Source organism: Pseudotabrizicola formosa (genome assembly GCF_002900965.1).
Taxonomy (GTDB): Bacteria; Pseudomonadota; Alphaproteobacteria; order Rhodobacterales; family Rhodobacteraceae; genus Pseudotabrizicola; species Pseudotabrizicola formosa.
In genome coordinates this window covers 667,489-682,624 of sequence record NZ_PJOM01000001.1, presented here as the reverse complement: position 1 = coordinate 682,624, position 15,136 = coordinate 667,489, and the positions used below count along the sequence as shown (strand labels likewise).

Genomic DNA, 15,136 nt, shown 5'->3' with positions numbered 1-15,136 from the left:
AATTTGCAAGCCACGGCGGCGGCCTTGGCGCACGCAGCCGGTTGGCGGATCAAAATAAATGGTTTAAGGCTAAACCAAATTTGTCGGGAGGCGAAAATGGAAGAAGTGCGACAGGACAACGCCCGTCAGGCGGCGCTGGATTATCACGAATTTCCCAAACCCGGAAAGCTGGAAATCCGCGCCACCAAACCGCTGGCCAATGGCCGCGACCTGTCCCGCGCCTATTCTCCCGGCGTGGCCGAGGCCTGTCTGGAAATCAAGGCCGACCCGTCCACCGCCTCGCGCTACACCTCACGCGGCAACCTTGTGGCCGTGGTCACCAATGGCACGGCGGTGCTGGGCCTTGGCAACATCGGGGCGCTGGCATCCAAGCCGGTGATGGAGGGCAAGGCCGTCCTGTTCAAGAAATTCGCCAATATCGACTGTTTTGACATCGAGCTGAACGAGGCCGACCCCGAAAAGCTGGCCGATATCGTCTGCGCGCTGGAACCCACCTTTGGCGCCATCAATCTCGAAGACATCAAGGCCCCCGACTGTTTCATTGTCGAACAGCGCTGCCGTGAGCGGATGAACATTCCGGTGTTCCACGACGACCAGCACGGCACCGCCATCGTGGTCGGGGCCGCCGCCACCAATGCGATGATCATCGCGGGCAAGACCTTCGACCAGATCAAGATCGTCTCCACCGGCGGCGGGGCAGCGGGCATTGCCTGCCTTGAGATGCTGGTGAAACTGGGGGTCCGGCGCGAGAATATCTGGCTCTGCGATCTGGAAGGGCTGGTCTACAAGGGCCGCACCGCGCAGATGACCCCGCAGAAAGAGGCCTTCGCCCAAGGCACCAGCCCCGCCACGCTGGGCGATGTCATTGACGGGGCCGATCTGTTCCTCGGCCTCTCCGGGCCGGGCGTGCTGACGCAGGACATGGTGGCCCGCATGGCCCCCAACCCGATCATCTTCGCCCTTGCCAACCCGAACCCCGAAATTCAGCCAGATCTTGCCCGCGCTGTCGCCCCCGGCGCGCTCATCGCCACCGGCCGGTCTGATTTTCCCAATCAGGTCAACAACGTGCTGTGCTTTCCCTTCATCTTCCGCGGCGCGCTGGATGTGGGGGCCACCACGATCAATGACGAGATGAAGATCGCCTGTATCGAAGGCATCGCGGCACTTGCCCGCGCCACGACAAGCGCCGAGGCGGCAGCGGCCTACAGCGGCGAAAAGCTGTCCTTCGGCCCCGAATACCTGATCCCCAAACCCTTCGACCCGCGCCTGATGGGCGTGGTGGCCACAGCCGTGGCCCGCGCCGCGATGGAAACCGGGGTGGCCACGCGGCCCCTCGCCGATCTGGAGGCGTACAAGGCCAATCTTGACGGCTCGGTGTTCAAATCCGCCATGTTGATGCGCCCGGTGTTCGAGGCCGCACGCCATGCCGAACGCAAGATCGTCTTTGCCGAAGGCGAGGATGAACGCGTGCTGCGCACCGCCAATGCCATGCTGGAAGAAACCACCGACCTGCCGATCCTGATCGGCCGGCCCGAAGTGGTCGAGGCGCGCTGCGAACGCGCCGGCCTGCCGATCCGCCCGGGCCGTGACTTCCATCTGGTGAACCCGGAAAATGACCCGCGCTACCGCGACTACTGGGGCACCTATGCCGATCTGATGGCCCGGCGCGGCGTGACGCCCGACATCGCCCGCGCCATCATGCGCACCAATACCACCGCGATTGCGGCGGTGATGGTGCATCGCGGCGAGGCCGACAGCATGATCTGCGGCACCTTCGGCCAGTATCTGTGGCATCTGGGCTATGTCCGGCAAGTGCTGGCGCGGGGTGGCTTGCAGCCGGTTGCGGCGCTGTCGCTCATGATCCTGGAAGACGGGCCGCTGTTCATTGCCGACACCCATGTCCATGCCGAACCGACACCGGAACAGATCATGCAGACGGTGCTGGGGGCCGCCCGCCATGTAAAGCGCTTCGGCCTGACCCCCAAGATCGCGCTGTGCACCCAAAGCCAGTTCGGCAACATGGAAAATGAAAAGGCGCAGCGGATGCGCGCCGCGCTGGACCTGTTGGACGCGCGCGAGCCCGATTTTGCCTATGAGGGCGAGATGAACATCGACGCCGCCCTCGATCAGGGCTTGCGCGACCGGCTGCTGTCGGGGGCGCGCTTCGACGGCCCGGCCAATGTGCTGGTTTTCGCCAGCGCCGACGCGGCCTCGGGCGTGCGCAACATTCTGAAAATGAAAGCCGGCGGGCTGGAGGTCGGGCCGATCCTGATGGGCATGGGCAACAAGGCCCATATCGTCACCCCGTCGATCACCGCCCGTGGCCTGCTGAACGTCTCCGCCATCGCAGGCACCCCGGTGGCGCATTACGGCTAAGGCCCCGTCCCCCTGCGTCACAGCAGGGGGACATGCGCCAGATCCGCCGCCCGGCCAGAGCATTCTGTCGATTGGCAAGCCCGTCCTGCGACGCGAACTGACACACGCCTTCGGCCCGTCCTAGACTTTTCCGCTCAGCTGATAGGTAACACCCCCGGGGCTGTAGTCGATCTTGCCGACACCCGAAAAATAGCCCGGCCCCACCTTGTTCAGCAACTGAGAGCCAAAGCCGTGCGACGCAGGGGGCGTGACCACCGGGCCACCCTGCTCTTGCCAGACCAGCGACAACTGTCCGTCCTCTGCAAGCGTCCAGGAAATGCGCACGCTGCCTTCTGCACGGGACAAGGCACCATATTTCACCGCATTGGTCGCCAGTTCAAACAGGATCAGCGACAGACCCAGCGCCTGATCCGGCTTCAACAGGATCGGCGGCCCCTCTGACGAAAACCGCTCGCTGCGATCCAGATGTGCTGCAAGACACCGGTCAATCACCTCGGTTATGTCCAGCGCCGAGGTCGCCTGCAGCATCTGCTGCGCCTGCCCAAGCGCCCGGATCCGCGCTGGCACCGTCTCGCGGGCGCGCTGCAGGTCCGGTGCCGCGCGCAGGCTGGAAGACACGACAGATGAGGTGACGGCAAACATGTTCTTCATGCGATGCGACAATTCCATCCGCATCGCATCCTCACGCGTCTGCACCTCGACATTTGCGGTTTCGTCGGCGGCAATATTGATCATCCCCCGCACGACACCCTCATCGTCGTGCAACGGACTGTAGGAAAAGGTCCAGTATGTCTGTTCTTCATAACCATGCCGGGTCATCGTCAACGGCAATCTCGAGAAAAACAGCCCGTCCCCCGCCAGTGCCTTTTCGATCAAAGGCAGGATATCGCCCCAGATCTCGGGCCAGACAGTCTTGGCAGGCGCGCCAAGCGCCGCAGACTGTCGTAACCCAAGCATCGGGCCATAGGCGTCATTGTACAGCATCGTCAGGTCCGGACCCCAGAAAATGCAAGACGCATGCTGTTGCCCCACCATGATCCTGACAGCCGCCAACAAGGATATCGGCCAGGTGCCAATCGGGCCCAAGGGCGTGGTGCTCCAGTCGAATTGCGCGATCTGACGCGCCATCGGCCCTCGTCCGATCAATGGCAGTGGTCGTGGAACAGGCTGCAAATCGTGCGACATAATCTCAACCGCTCAGAGGACCAGACTTGTCTTAGCTGTTTGGCAATCTCTCTGGAAGGCGATTCTCGCTGCCCGCAATCGCGGCCCTGCGCCCCCTGCCCGCAAGACATCGCAGCAAGGGCAGCCGCCTGCCCCGCATCATCCCTCCTCGGGCAGGTTAAGATCATCAAAGCTCACCCAGAGCCAAAGACATCCCGCCTTCCGGTCACCCTGCGCCCGGCGCGAGAGAGTCGCAGACATGGACTGCCAAATTTTGCAAACAGCTTCGGATTTATCGGATTTATTCACGTTCTGCGCCAATTTGCAAATATTTGCAGCAAGCAACGCACAATTCTGCAAATATTTTGAGGCGGCGCGCCCAATGTCCGGCGGTAACATTGTTGCGCGTTTGGCCACCGATGCCGTAACACTCCTGCAAGCGTTGGGAGGAGGCGCGCAGGATGGGTTATTCTGATATCTACGCAAAATGGCAGGCCGACCCCGAGGGCTTCTGGATGGATGCCGCGGGGGCCATCGATTGGGTCCGCAAACCCTCCCGCGCGCTGAACGACAGTCGCGCGCCGCTCTATGAATGGTTCACCGACGGCATGGTGAACACCTGCTGGAACGCGGTGGACCGGCATGTGCAGGCCGGGCGCGGCGATCAGCCCGCCATCATCCACGACAGCCCGGTCACCGGCACCAAAACTGTCATCACCTATGCCGACCTGCAGGATCGTGTCTCGCGTCTGGCCGGCGCGCTGAAGGCCAAGGGAGTCACCAAGGGCGACCGGGTCATCATCTACATGCCGATGGTGCCCCAAGCCCTGGAGGCGATGCTGGCCTGCGCCCGGCTGGGGGCGATCCATTCGGTGGTGTTCGGCGGCTTTGCTGCGGCCGAACTGGCGGTCCGGATCGACGATTGCAAACCCCGCGCCATCATCGCGGCCAGTTGCGGCGTCGAACCCTCGCGCGTGGTGCATTACAAACCGCTCTTGGACGGGGCCATCGACATGGCCCACCACAAGCCCGAGTTCTGCGTGATCCTGCAACGCGAACATGAAATGGCACAGCTGACCGAAGGCCGTGATCTGGACTGGCACAGCTTACAACACGGCGCCGAACCGGCGGACTGCGTGCCGGTCGAAGGCAATCATCCGGCCTATATCCTCTATACCTCCGGCACCACCGGCGCCCCCAAGGGTGTGGTGCGGCCCACGGCAGGGCATCTGGTGGCGCTGCAATGGACGATGCGGGCGATCTACAATTGCGGCGTGGGCGATGTGTTCTGGGCGGCGTCGGATGTCGGCTGGGTCGTGGGGCACAGCTACATCTGCTATGCGCCGCTGATCGCCGGTTGCACCACAATTGTGTTCGAAGGCAAGCCGGTGGGCACGCCCGATGCCGGCACCTTCTGGCGAGTGCTCGAAGAGCACAAGGTAAAGTCCTTCTTCACCGCCCCCACCGCCCTGCGCGCGATCAAGCGCGATGATCCGACGGGCGCGCTGATCAAGGATTACGACACTTCCACCCTGCAGGCGCTGTTTCTGGCGGGCGAGCGGGCCGACCCCGATACGGTGGACTGGGCCGGGCAGCACCTGAAGGTGCCGGTGATCGACCATTGGTGGCAGACCGAAACCGGCTATGCCATCGCCGCCAACCCGCTGGGCCTTGGTCTTGTGCCCATCAAGATCGGCAGCCCGGCAGTCGCCATGCCCGGCTATGACGTGCGGGTGCTCGATGAAGGCGGGCATGAGGTCGCCCCCGGCACGCTGGGCGCGATTGCCATAAAGCTGCCGCTGCCGCCCGGCACCCTGCCGACGCTGTGGAACGCCGAAGAGCGCTTCGTGAAATCCTACCTGTCGCATTTCCCCGGCTATTACGAGACCGGGGATGCCGGCTATGTCGATGCCAAGGGCTACCTCTACATCATGGCCCGCACCGATGATGTGATCAACGTGGCAGGCCATCGCCTTAGCACCGGCGCGATGGAAGAGGTGCTAGCCGGGCACCGCGATGTGGCCGAATGCGCGGTGATCGGGGTGGCAGATGCGCTAAAAGGCCAGTCGCCGCTGGGGTTCTTGTGCCTAAACAAGGGCGTGGACCGTGCCCCGGCCGATGTGGTGGCCGAATGCGTGCAACTGATGCGCGACAAGATCGGCCCGGTGGCCGACTTCAAGCGCGCGGTGGTGGTGGACCGTCTGCCCAAGACCCGCTCGGGCAAGATCCTGCGGGCCACCATGGTCAGCATCGCCGATGGCAAGGCGTGGAAAATGCCGGCCACCATAGATGATCCGGCCATCCTCGATGAAATCCGCGTGGCGCTGCAAGGCCTTGGTCTGGCCAAAGCCTGACAGGGAAAGCAAGGGCTTGCAGCCCCGGTGCGGGCACCAGCAAAGATGTTGGACAGATGCGGGCCTTGCGGTAGATTTGGTACATGGTTGACTCCATCGTCGCGCATTGCTCTGCCCTGACTCTGCGTGACATGGGCGCGCAGTTTGCGGTGCTGCGCGCAGCGCTGACCCGGCTTGGCGGCTGCGCCCTGCCCGGCCCGGCCCGGCTGGCGCTGGCCGAGGCCGAGCAGGCGCTGAACCTGCTGCAAACCCTCCAGCCCGGTGCCGTGGAAGATGGCGTGTTCGCCACCTTGCTGGCGCTGGCCGGGCCAGAGCGGGCAGCCGAGCTGACCCAGCAAATGGCCGTCGATCTGCGCCAGGTGCAGACATCCCTCGCGCAGGGGCTGGCGCAATCCGACGCGCGCATGGTGGACGCGCATAGCCATGTCTTGGTGATGCTGGCCGGAACCGCCGGGGCGCGCGGCTTGCAGCATGGCGCACAGGCCCTGAACCGGGCCGCCATGGCCGGCGACATGGCGCTGATGCACGACATCGGGCCATCGGTTCTGGCCGGGGTGGCGGCCTTGATCGGCTTTGTCGAAACGGCCGACAAAGGCCCGCCAAAATGACCCCCGGGCCTGTGCCGCTGCTCCTGCTCACAGATGTGCCAGAGGTGCAGATGGCCTGCCGCTCAGTGCTGCGACCGGCAGGCTATGCGCTGCGCACCACAGGCACCGTGGCCGAGGCACTGGTGCTGTTTCGTGAAACCGGGGCGCTGACGGTGCTGCTGGATCTGGAGCTTGAAGGCGGCGCGGGTCTGGCGCTGCTGCGCGATCTGCTGGCCCTGCGGCCAGAGGCGCAGGTCATCGCATTCACCGCCACCCCCAGCCTGCCCCACACGGTCGAAGCCATGCGGGCCGGCGCGCAGGACGTGCTGGCCCACAATCCCTTTGACACCGCGCGGCTGCTGGCCGCCGTGCAACGCGCGATCACCGCCCGCCCTGACCCGGCACCTATCAGCCCGACACCAAAGACCAGCCCCGGGGTCGGCGCCATACCGGCGGCAGCGGCGGCCGATACCCTGCTGATCGGCTCTTCTGCCGCCATGCAGAAGGTGAAGGCCATGATCCGGTCGGTGGCGGGGTCGATGGCCACGGTGTTCATCACCGGCGAAAGCGGCACCGGCAAAGAGCTCTGCGCGCTGGCCGTCCACGCAGGCAGCCCGCGCGCCACAGGCCCGTTCATCACGCTGAACTGCGGGGCCATCCCGCAGGATCTGCTGGACACGGACGTGTTCGGCCACAGGAAGGGCAGCGTCACCGGCACACTCTCCGACACGCCGGGCGCGGCGGTGGCGGCAGATGGCGGCACGCTGTTTCTGGATGAGATCTGCGAGCTGGCCCCGGCCCTGCAACCCAGGCTCCTGAGCTTTTTGCAGACCTCCCTGGTGCAGCCGCCGGGCGCGGTTCAGCCGCGCAAGGTGGATGTGCGCATCATCTGCGCCACCAACCGCGACCCGGCAGAGGCCGTGCGCCGGGGCGCGTTGCGCGAAGATCTGTATTACCGGCTCTTCGTGGTGCCGATCCACATGCCGCCCCTGCGGGCGCGTGGCGATGATGTGGTGGACATCGCCCAGACCATGCTCGACCGCTTTGCCCGCGAAGAGGGGCGGCAGTTTGACGGCTTTGCCCCCGACGTGCTGGCTCTGTTCCGCGGCCACAGCTGGCCCGGAAATGTGCGGCAGCTGCTGAATGTCATCCGCAGCGTCGTGGTGCTGAACCCGGGCGGGCGGATCACGCTGGACATGCTGCCCGCCTCGCTGCAGCGCGAAGGGCGCGCGCCGCCCCCGGTCATGCCCGGCGCAGACGGGGAAGGCGACGCTTTCACCGGCCTGATCGGCCGCAGCATGGCAGAGATCGAACGGCTGGTGATCCGCGAAACCATCGCCCGCAGCGATGGCTCGGTGCCAAGGGCGGCGCGGGTGCTGGATCTGTCGCCCTCCACCCTCTATCGCAAGCTCGAAGGCTGGGGCGACAGGCCCTGACGTCAGCGCCCGATCGCCCGCGCGGCGGGGTCAGGCAAATTGTTCGACCAGCAGGCGTTCCTCCAGCCCATGGCCCGGATCGAACAGGATGCGGTGGCAGATCTCCGGCTCGGACCGGATCTCGACCGACACCACATCGCGCACCGACCGGCCATCGGCATCGGCCATCACCGGGCGCTTGTCGGGGTGGATCACCTCGAACCGCACCACCGCGGTTTTCGGCAGCAAGGCCCCGCGCCAGCGGCGGGGGCGAAAGGCGGCAACGGCGGTCAGCGCCAGCACATCCGACCCGATCGGCAGAATCGGGCCATGCGCCGAATAGTTATAGGCGGTGGACCCGGCAGGCGTGCACAACAGCGCCCCGTCGCAGACCAGCTCTTCCAGCCGCAGCCGGCCATCGACATAGATCGCCAGCTTTGCCGCCTGCGGCCCGGCGCGCAGCATCGACACCTCGTTGATCGCCAGCGCCTCGACCACCCGCCCCCCCACGGTGGTGGCGCGCATGTGCAGCGGGTTGATCACGGTTTCTTCGGCCGCCGCAAGCCGGTCGGCCAGCCCCTTCGGCTCATAGGCATTCATCAAAAAGCCCACCGTGCCGCAGTTCATGCCGTACACCGGCAGGCCCGCACTCTGGGTGTCATGCAGCGTCTGCAACATGAAGCCATCGCCGCCAAGCGCCACCACCACGCGGGCATGGCCAAGGGCGGTCTGCCCATGCCGCGCCGTCAGCTCCGCCAAAGCGGCCTGAGCGACGGGCGTTGCACTGGCACGAAAGGCAATTCCGGACATAGGCACAATGGGTCTCCCTTGTGCACAGTCTTGACGGGCCGGAGGCGGGAACTCAACCCTTGCTGCGCGAGCGCGGGACGAAAGTGGTGCGCAGGATCTGCCCCGCCCTTCTAACCGGCCCGAGGCCCGGATCAACCGCCCCTGCATCCTCCCCGGCTTCCGAAATTTCGCCCCCATCCGGGGATGCGTCGTTTTCCTCCCTTTCCCGGGGGCTGTGCTTGGTCTAAATGGGCACCATCCCGACCCCCGGATCAGGCAGGAGACGCCCATGAACGCCCCGCACCGTGACAACGGCTTTTTCACCGAAACTCTGTCCTCGCGCGACCCCGAGCTGTTCGGCGCGATGACGCAGGAACTGGGGCGTCAGCGCCATGAGATCGAGCTGATCGCATCGGAAAACATCGTCAGCCGCGCCGTGATGGAGGCGCAGGGCTCGGTGATGACCAACAAATACGCCGAAGGCTATCCGGGCAAGCGCTATTACGGCGGCTGCCAATATGTGGACATCGCCGAAAATCTGGCCATCGAGCGGGCCTGCCAGCTGTTCGGCTGCGGCTTTACCAATGTGCAGCCCAACTCCGGCTCTCAGGCCAATCAGGGCGTGTTCCAGGCCCTGCTGCAACCGGGCGACACGATTCTGGGCATGTCGCTCGATGCCGGTGGCCACCTCACCCATGGCGCCGCGCCCAACCAGTCGGGCAAGTGGTTCAAGGCCGTGCAATACGGCGTGCGCAAGCAGGATCTGCTCCTGGACTATGATCAGGTCGCGGCGCTGGCGGCCGAGCACAAGCCCAAGATGATCATCGCCGGCGGCTCGGCCATTCCGCGCATCATCGACTTTGCCCGCATGCGCGAGATTGCCGACTCCGTTGGTGCCTATCTGCTGGTCGATATGGCGCATTTCGCCGGGCTGGTGGCGGCGGGCCTCTACCCCTCGCCCTTCCCGCATGCGCATGTGGCGACCACCACCACCCACAAAACCCTGCGCGGCCCGCGCGGCGGCATGATCCTGACCAATGACGAGGCCCTCGCTAAAAAGTTCAACTCGGCCATCTTCCCCGGCATTCAGGGCGGCCCCCTGATGCATGTGATCGCCGCCAAGGCCGTCGCCTTCGGCGAGGCGCTGCGGCCCGAGTTCAAGACCTATCAGGCTCAGGTCATCAAGAACGCGCAGGCACTGGCCGATCAGCTGATGCAGGGCGGGCTTGATATCGTCACCGGCGGCACCGACAGCCACCTGATGCTGGTTGACCTGCGGCCCAAGGGCGTCAAGGGCAATGCCACCGAAAAGGCACTGGGCCGGGCGCATATCACCTGCAACAAGAACGGCATCCCGTTCGACACCGAAAAGCCCACCATCACCTCCGGCGTGCGTCTGGGCACGCCCGCAGGCACCACGCGCGGCTTTGGCGAGGCAGAGTTCCGCCAGATCGGCCGTTGGATCACCGAAGTGGTCGATGGTCTGGCCGCCAATGGCGAAGATGGCAATGCCGCAGTGGAAGAGCGCGTGAAGTCCGAGGTCGAGACCTTGTGCAAGCAATTCCCGATCTACCCGGATCTGTGATCCGCCCGACCCAAGACCCTGCCTGAACCGGCCCCTGCCGTCCTTTCGCGGACAGCAGGGGCCGTTTCGCAGCGCACGTCAGATCCGGCCCTGCAATCGCTGCACAAGCAGCACCAGCGCGGCCGTGGCCAACAGCCCCAGCGCAACCGTGGTGCCGATGCGCACCAATGCCCGCAGCAGGGGCGATCCGGCCCGCTGTGCCGACAGATGCCGCAAACAGATGTCATAGCAACTGGCCACGCGGGCCGGGTCGATCTGCACCAGCAACTTGGGATTCTGCGCCTTTTGCGCGTAACCGGCCAACTCTTCCGCCGCCGCGCGCACCGGGCGCGGCAGCAGTCTGCCACCCCGGCGCAGCTTGTCAGGCAAGTCCTTGCCACGAATGCCAAGACGGTCCTGCATCAACCCGGCAACCCGGTCGGCCATCTGCTGAATGGTAATTGCGCTCATGACCCCAATCCTTTTGCAAATCTTTAGGCGCGCGGGGCAAAATCCTCAACTGCTCTGGCAGGGTTGGAAAACTGGCGGTACACAGGTGACATGCTTGCCACGATCCATCACCCCGCCGCCACCCCCTCTGCTGCCCCGCCACTGGTCATTGCCCATGGGCTCTATGGCTCGGCCCGCAACTGGGGCGTCATCGCGCGACGGCTGGCCGATAGCCGCGATGTGGTCGCGGTCGATATGCGCAACCACGGCGACAGCCCGCATCTGCCGGTGCATGGCTACCCCGAGATGGCGGCAGATCTGGCGGCAGTGATCCACAGCCTTGGCGGCAAGGTCGATCTCCTGGGTCACTCCATGGGCGGCAAGGCGGCGATGCAGCTGGCGCTGACTGACGGCGCGCTGATCCGCCGTCTGGTGGTGGCCGATATCGCGCCCGTGGCCTATGGCCATGACCAGTCCCACCACGCCCGCGCCATGCAGGCGCTGGACCTCACAGGGGTGACCACGCGCGGCGAGGCTGACCGGCGGCTGGCACAAACCATAGACGATGCCAGCCTGCGGGCCTTTTTCCTGCAATCGCTGGACCTCAAGGCGGCGGGCGGCCCCCGCTGGCGGCTGAACCTGCCGGTGCTGGAGGCTGAAATGCCCAAGATCGTCGGCTGGCCCGGCACCAGCGGCCAGTTCGACGGCCCCACCCTGTTCCTGACCGGGGCCGACAGCCATTATGTCAAACCAGAGTACCGCGAGACGATCCGCGCCCTGTTCCCTGCCGCGCGCTTTGCCAAAATCCCCGGCACCGGCCATTGGCTGCATGCCGAAAAGCCGCGCGAGTTTGAAGAAACGGTGCGCGTCTTCCTGACCGCCTGATCAGGCCAGCCGCCGGGCCACCAGCCAGCTGACTGGCACAGCCGCACCAAAGCCGAGTGCGGCGGCAAGCATGATCGGGCCCGGGGTATCGTTCCCCGTGGTCAGGGCCACAATCACCGCCACCCCCATCAGCGACGGGGCGATGATCGAAAAAAGCAGGGCGGTCAGTCGTGTCATCACAGGCTCCGATCCTTGGACATGTCCCGACAGGTAGCGCAGCCCCTGCCCCACCGCCTTGACCCAGATCAAGACGCCAGCGCGGGCTGGCCGGTGACATTCGCGTGCAAGCGACGGAACCCGACTGCCGCGCCGGGGTTGACCGGGTGAAACGCCATGCTGCATCTGCAGCAAAAGCGTTGTTCTGTACCAAAATCCGGGTCAGGCTGGCCGGGACCCTTCTGATCTGTCCGGGGACATCTTTTTCATGAAACTCTTTCATTGCCAGTGCTGTGGCGAAATCCTGTATTTCGAAAACACCGTCTGTCTGAAATGCGGCCATATGCTGGGCTATCTGCCTGATGAGGACCGCATGCTGGCGGTTCAGGCCGATGGCCCGGTGTGGCGGGCCCTGCCCGACACCAGCGCGCAGGCCGATCAGGCCACGGACCCCGGCCCGCTGCGCTTTTGCCGCAACTGGGAGCGGTCGGCCTGCAACTGGATGGTTCCGTGCGACGAGGGCGAGCCGACCGGCCCGGCGGGCTATTGCCTGGCCTGCCAGCACAACCGCACCGTGCCGGATCTCTCCACGCCCGACCATGTGACGCTCTGGACCAAGATGGAAGCCGCCAAGCGCCGGCTGATGTATTCGGTCCTGCGGCTGGACCTGCCCCGCCCGCTGCCGGACTCGGGCCATCCGCAACCGCTGGTGTTCGAGTTTCTGGCCGATGATCCGGGCAGCCCCGACAAGGTGCTGACCGGACATGACGACGGCGTCATCACCATCGCCCTGATCGAAGCCGATGACGCCGCCCGCGAAGAACGGCGCAGCCAGATGGGCGAAGCCTACCGCACCCTGCTGGGCCATTTCCGGCACGAGGTCGGGCATTATTACTGGGATCTGCTGGTCCGTGACAGCGATGCGCTGGACGCCTGCCGCGCCCTGTTTGGCGATGAACGCGCCGATTACGCCGAAGCGATGCAACGGCATTATCAGATGGGTGCGCCCGAAGGCTGGGAAAACCGCTTTGTTTCGGCCTATGCCACCATGCACCCCTGGGAAGACTGGGCGGAAACCTGGGCGCATTACCTGCACATGGTCGATACGCTGGAAACCGCGGCGGCACTGGGGCTGCGGGTGAATGCCGGGCAAGCGCTGGCCGCCCGCGTCGATACCGACCCCTATCACAGCCGCGACGCGGGCCAGCTGATCGGCAACTGGGTGCCGCTGACGCTCGCGCTCAACAGCCTCAACCGGTCCATGGGCCAAAGCGACCTCTACCCGTTCTCGCTGCCCGCCGATGTCCAGACCAAGCTCAGCTTTGTGCATGATCTGGTACAACGCTGCCACCCGGACCCGCTGGCCTGACATCACTCCCCAAGGACAGACCCCGTGACCCCCCTCATCCCGGCAGGAGCACTGGCCCAAAATGCGTGAACCGATCTGTGTGCTGGCCAATGCCGGTTCTGGCAAGAAATCCGCCGCGCGGATTGACCAGCTGACAGCGCCGCTGCGCGCGGCTGGGCTGGCGCATGAGGTGCGGCTGATCCGCTTTGGCGCGCAGATCCCGGCCGCCGCCCGCAAGGCGCGCGACGATGGCTTTGCCACCGTGATCGCCGCCGGCGGCGATGGCACAATCTGCGGCGTCGCCACCGAACTGGCCGGAACCGGCATCGCGCTGGGCATCCTGCCCCTGGGCACCTTCAATTTCTTCGCCCGCTCGCTGGGGCTGGAAAATGACCCCGAAACCGCCATGGCCCAACTGATGACGGGCGTCGAAACCCCGGCGGCGGCGGGCGAGGTGAATGGCAAGCTGTTTCTCAACAACGCCAGCCTTGGCCTCTACCCGGCCCTGCTGGAACGGCGCGAGGCGGCCTATGCCAAATGGGGGCGCTCCCGCCTTGCCGCCTATTGGTCGGGCCTGCGGGTGCTGGCCACCTACAACCGCCCCAGCCGGATGACGCTGACCATCGACGGCGTGGTGCAGGTCCGGCATTCGCCGATGATCTTCGTGGCGCAGAACGCCTATCAGCTGGAGGAATACGGCATGGACGAAGGGGTTGACCTCATTCGTGCCGGGCAGCTGGCGGTCTATATCGCGCCCGAACTGCGGCGCTGGCAGCTTCTGGGCTTTGCCCTGCGCATCGCCATGCGGATGGCCCGGCCCTACCGCGACTTCACCCTGATCGGCACCAAATCGCTGCAGATCGAAACCCGCGCCCGCCGCCGCACCATCGCCCGCGATGGCGAGCGCGAGAAGATGGCCGCCCCCTTTGCCTTCCGCGCCCGTCCGGATGTGCTGACGGTGATCATGCCAGTGGCGCAAACAGCGGCGCTGCCGGTGCCGGGGGCCGCGTGATGGGCCGTGTGCTGCACCTGTCAGACCTGCATTTCGGCACCGAGCGCGCCGGTCTGGTGAAACCGCTGACCGCTCTGGCCCATCGGCTGCGGCCCGATGTGGTGGTGATCTCGGGCGACCTCACCCAGCGGGCGCTGGCCCCGCAATGGGCGGCGGCGGCACGGCTGATTGCCGCCCTGCCCGGCCCGGTGCTCTGTGTGCCGGGCAACCATGACGTGCCGCTCTACAACCCGGTGGCGCGGCTGTTCTGGCCCTGGCGCGGCTACCGCGCCGTGGCAGGCCCGGATCTGGAGCCGGTGGTGGAAACCGGCGATCTGCTGGTGGTGGGCGTCAACACCACCGACCCTTGCGTCTGGCAACGCGGCAAACTGCGCCCCGCCTCCTTGCGCCATGTGGCGCAGGTGTTCGCCCGCGCCCGCCCCGGACAGTTGCGCGTGGTGGCCCTGCACCACCCGCTGACCACGCCGCCCGAAACCGGCAAGACCCCGATGAAAGGGGCCGATGCCGGGTCCGAGGCGCTGGCCCGCGCCGGGGCCGATGTCATCCTCTCTGGCCACCTCCACCTCTGGGCCGCCGCCCCCTTCGCCCTGCGCAAAGGCGCGCGCTCGATGCTCTGCGTGCAGGCCGGCACCACCCTGTCGTCGCGCCTGCGCGGCGAGGATAACGACCTGAACGTGATCGACTTCGATCAGGGTCTGGTCACCGTGACTCGCTGGCGGACCGTGGGGGATCAGCTGGACTACACATCCGACAACGTGACGCGGTATCAGCAAGACAATGCCGACATGGGTTGGGGACGGCAGGGGGAGTGAATGGGGAATCCTGAGCTTGGTCGCTTTGTAGCGATAAGCGGCATTCAGGCACGGCGCAGCAAAGCGGGCTTCCCAAAGCAGCCTTTCATAGAAAATCTGTCGCCGCGGAACAGTCCATTGGCAACGATCATTCGCGATCTCAGTCGACGCTGGAAGGGGCGGGTGGCACCCTAGTTGCTGTGAGGACTCAAAGGCGAAGCTGTCAGCAGGAGGCGAACAATCTA

General features: G+C 65.5%; 14 protein-coding genes. 10 read left to right on the top strand and 4 right to left on the bottom strand.

All coding sequences use genetic code 11. The annotated features are described in order from the left end of the window. The first annotated feature begins 96 nt into the window (after nt 1-96). Complete coding sequence (locus tag CXR43_RS03440; protein WP_103332607.1) at nt 97-2,376, top strand: NADP-dependent malic enzyme; 2,280 nt, start codon at nt 97-99, stop codon at nt 2,374-2,376. Between the two features lie 120 nt (nt 2,377-2,496). On the opposite strand, the gene CXR43_RS03435 is transcribed toward CXR43_RS03440, so the two are convergent. Further along, entirely contained in the window at nt 2,497-3,504 is a 1,008-nt protein-coding gene (locus CXR43_RS03435; protein ID WP_168219729.1) for a sensor histidine kinase, read from the bottom strand. Nucleotides 3,505-3,799: 295 nt separating this feature from the next. On the opposite strand from CXR43_RS03435, the gene CXR43_RS17695 reads away from it, so the two are divergent. The 4 genes from CXR43_RS17695 to CXR43_RS03420 all read left to right on the top strand — a co-directional run bounded on the left by CXR43_RS17695 (nt 3,800) and on the right by CXR43_RS03420 (nt 7,917). After that, the gene (locus CXR43_RS17695) at nt 3,800-4,015 is read left to right on the top strand and encodes a hypothetical protein (RefSeq protein WP_146036460.1); all 216 of its coding nucleotides are present in this window, start codon (nt 3,800-3,802) and stop codon (nt 4,013-4,015) included. Then, on the top strand, nt 4,002-5,894 hold the full coding sequence (locus tag CXR43_RS03430) for a propionyl-CoA synthetase (protein WP_103332605.1): 1,893 nt from the start codon (nt 4,002-4,004) through the stop codon (nt 5,892-5,894). Before CXR43_RS17695 ends, CXR43_RS03430 begins: the two co-directional genes overlap by 14 nt. Before the next feature lie 83 nt (nt 5,895-5,977). Beyond that, nucleotides 5,978-6,502 carry a hypothetical protein gene (locus tag CXR43_RS03425; RefSeq protein ID WP_103332604.1) on the top strand — a complete coding sequence of 175 codons (525 nt, stop codon included), beginning with the start codon at nt 5,978-5,980 and terminating at the stop codon, nt 6,500-6,502. Continuing rightward, nucleotides 6,499-7,917 (top strand): sigma-54-dependent transcriptional regulator, encoded by a 1,419-nt coding sequence (locus tag CXR43_RS03420; RefSeq protein ID WP_103332603.1) that lies wholly within the window; start codon nt 6,499-6,501, stop codon nt 7,915-7,917. The genes CXR43_RS03425 and CXR43_RS03420 overlap by 4 nt, the downstream gene beginning before the upstream one ends. Nucleotides 7,918-7,947: 30 nt before the next feature. Here the strand turns inward: CXR43_RS03420 and CXR43_RS03415 are convergent, their stop codons facing one another. After that, a complete protein-coding gene (locus CXR43_RS03415; protein WP_103332602.1) occupies nt 7,948-8,706 on the bottom strand; it encodes an NAD kinase in 759 nt (252 codons plus the stop codon). 268 nt (nt 8,707-8,974) lie between these two features. On the opposite strand from CXR43_RS03415, the gene glyA reads away from it, so the two are divergent. Continuing rightward, nucleotides 8,975-10,270 (top strand): serine hydroxymethyltransferase, encoded by a 1,296-nt coding sequence (gene glyA, locus CXR43_RS03410; protein WP_103332601.1) that lies wholly within the window; start codon nt 8,975-8,977, stop codon nt 10,268-10,270. A 78-nt stretch (nt 10,271-10,348) separates the two neighbouring features. Here the strand turns inward: glyA and CXR43_RS03405 are convergent, their stop codons facing one another. Continuing rightward, the gene (locus CXR43_RS03405) at nt 10,349-10,720 is read right to left on the bottom strand and encodes a hypothetical protein (RefSeq protein WP_103332600.1); all 372 of its coding nucleotides are present in this window, start codon (nt 10,718-10,720) and stop codon (nt 10,349-10,351) included. 90 nt (nt 10,721-10,810) lie between these two features. Here CXR43_RS03405 and CXR43_RS03400 point away from each other — a divergent pair, with 90 nt between their 5' ends. Next, a complete protein-coding gene (locus CXR43_RS03400) occupies nt 10,811-11,584 on the top strand; it encodes an alpha/beta fold hydrolase (protein WP_103332599.1) in 774 nt (257 codons plus the stop codon). Here CXR43_RS03400 and CXR43_RS03395 read toward each other — a convergent pair whose 3' ends face one another. Then, nucleotides 11,585-11,761, bottom strand: a complete 177-nt coding sequence (locus CXR43_RS03395) for a CTP synthetase (protein WP_103332805.1) — start codon at nt 11,759-11,761, stop codon at nt 11,585-11,587. It abuts the gene before it with no gap. Between the two features lie 247 nt (nt 11,762-12,008). Between CXR43_RS03395 and CXR43_RS03390 the strand changes: the two genes are divergently transcribed. The 3 genes from CXR43_RS03390 (at nt 12,009) to CXR43_RS03380 (ending at nt 14,912) form a co-directional block, all read left to right on the top strand. Beyond that, nucleotides 12,009-13,109, top strand: coding sequence for a zinc-binding metallopeptidase family protein (locus CXR43_RS03390; protein WP_103332598.1), 1,101 nt, complete (start codon nt 12,009-12,011; stop codon nt 13,107-13,109). 61 nt (nt 13,110-13,170) lie between these two features. Then, a complete protein-coding gene (locus tag CXR43_RS03385; RefSeq protein WP_103332597.1) occupies nt 13,171-14,100 on the top strand; it encodes a diacylglycerol/lipid kinase family protein in 930 nt (309 codons plus the stop codon). Then, nucleotides 14,100-14,912: a metallophosphoesterase family protein gene (locus CXR43_RS03380; protein WP_103332596.1), complete on the top strand. Its 813-nt coding sequence runs from the start codon at nt 14,100-14,102 to the stop codon at nt 14,910-14,912. The genes CXR43_RS03385 and CXR43_RS03380 overlap by 1 nt, the downstream gene beginning before the upstream one ends. Nucleotides 14,913-15,136 lie beyond the last annotated feature (224 nt).

Bases quoted from the DNA above. Each gene is read 5' to 3' on its own strand.
- CXR43_RS03440 (WP_103332607.1), top strand. From the start codon at position 97: ATGGAAGAAGTGCGACAGGACAACGCCCGTCAGGCGGCGCTGGATTAT.
- CXR43_RS03435 (WP_168219729.1), bottom strand. From the start codon at position 3,504: ATGGCGCGTCAGATCGCGCAATTCGACTGGAGCACCACGCCCTTGGGC.
- CXR43_RS17695 (WP_146036460.1), top strand. From the start codon at position 3,800: ATGGACTGCCAAATTTTGCAAACAGCTTCGGATTTATCGGATTTATTC.
- CXR43_RS03430 (WP_103332605.1), top strand. From the start codon at position 4,002: ATGGGTTATTCTGATATCTACGCAAAATGGCAGGCCGACCCCGAGGGC.
- CXR43_RS03425 (WP_103332604.1), top strand. From the start codon at position 5,978: ATGGTTGACTCCATCGTCGCGCATTGCTCTGCCCTGACTCTGCGTGAC.
- CXR43_RS03420 (WP_103332603.1), top strand. From the start codon at position 6,499: ATGACCCCCGGGCCTGTGCCGCTGCTCCTGCTCACAGATGTGCCAGAG.
- CXR43_RS03415 (WP_103332602.1), bottom strand. From the start codon at position 8,706: ATGTCCGGAATTGCCTTTCGTGCCAGTGCAACGCCCGTCGCTCAGGCC.
- glyA (WP_103332601.1), top strand. From the start codon at position 8,975: ATGAACGCCCCGCACCGTGACAACGGCTTTTTCACCGAAACTCTGTCC.
- CXR43_RS03405 (WP_103332600.1), bottom strand. From the start codon at position 10,720: ATGAGCGCAATTACCATTCAGCAGATGGCCGACCGGGTTGCCGGGTTG.
- CXR43_RS03400 (WP_103332599.1), top strand. From the start codon at position 10,811: ATGCTTGCCACGATCCATCACCCCGCCGCCACCCCCTCTGCTGCCCCG.
- CXR43_RS03395 (WP_103332805.1), bottom strand. From the start codon at position 11,761: ATGACACGACTGACCGCCCTGCTTTTTTCGATCATCGCCCCGTCGCTG.
- CXR43_RS03390 (WP_103332598.1), top strand. From the start codon at position 12,009: ATGAAACTCTTTCATTGCCAGTGCTGTGGCGAAATCCTGTATTTCGAA.
- CXR43_RS03385 (WP_103332597.1), top strand. From the start codon at position 13,171: ATGCGTGAACCGATCTGTGTGCTGGCCAATGCCGGTTCTGGCAAGAAA.
- CXR43_RS03380 (WP_103332596.1), top strand. From the start codon at position 14,100: ATGGGCCGTGTGCTGCACCTGTCAGACCTGCATTTCGGCACCGAGCGC.